The sequence below is a fragment of the Lacinutrix sp. MEBiC02404 genome, assembly GCF_053601575.1.
The window spans coordinates 1-473 of sequence record NZ_JBSHNV010000196.1 but is presented as its reverse complement, the minus strand read 5'-3'; the positions used below and the strand labels follow the sequence as shown (position 1 = coordinate 473).

Annotated in this window: 1 protein-coding gene; it reads left to right on the top strand. The window is 38.7% G+C overall.

Annotation, left to right across the window (positions count from 1 at the left end):
* The coding region (locus ACVCXO_RS12160; protein ID WP_452229861.1) for an HYR domain-containing protein at positions 1-473 on the top strand (473 nt) is incomplete at both ends.

Here is a 473-nt window from a genome sequence, read left to right as displayed (position 1 = left end):
CCGTTAGATATTACACAAACAGCGGATATAGCTTCTTGCGATGCTTTAGTTACCATCATAGAACCAACAGCAACCGATAATTGCTCCGGAACGATTACTTATACTGGCGTACGAAACGATGCCTTATTATTAACAGATCCTTATCCAGTTGGGGATACTATTATTACATGGACCGCAACAGATACTACAGGAAATGATTCCATTACTTGTGATCAAACCATAACCATTACAGAAGATGAATTACCCGTTATTACTTGTCCGTTAGATATTACACAAACAGCGGATATAGCTTCTTGTGATGCTTTAGTTACCATCATAGAACCGACTGCTACTGATAATTGCTCCGGAACGATTACTTATACTGGCGTACGAAACGATGCCTTATTATTAACAGATCCGTATCCAGTTGGGGATACTATTATTACATGGACCGCAACAGATACTACAGGAAATGATTCCATTACTTATGATCA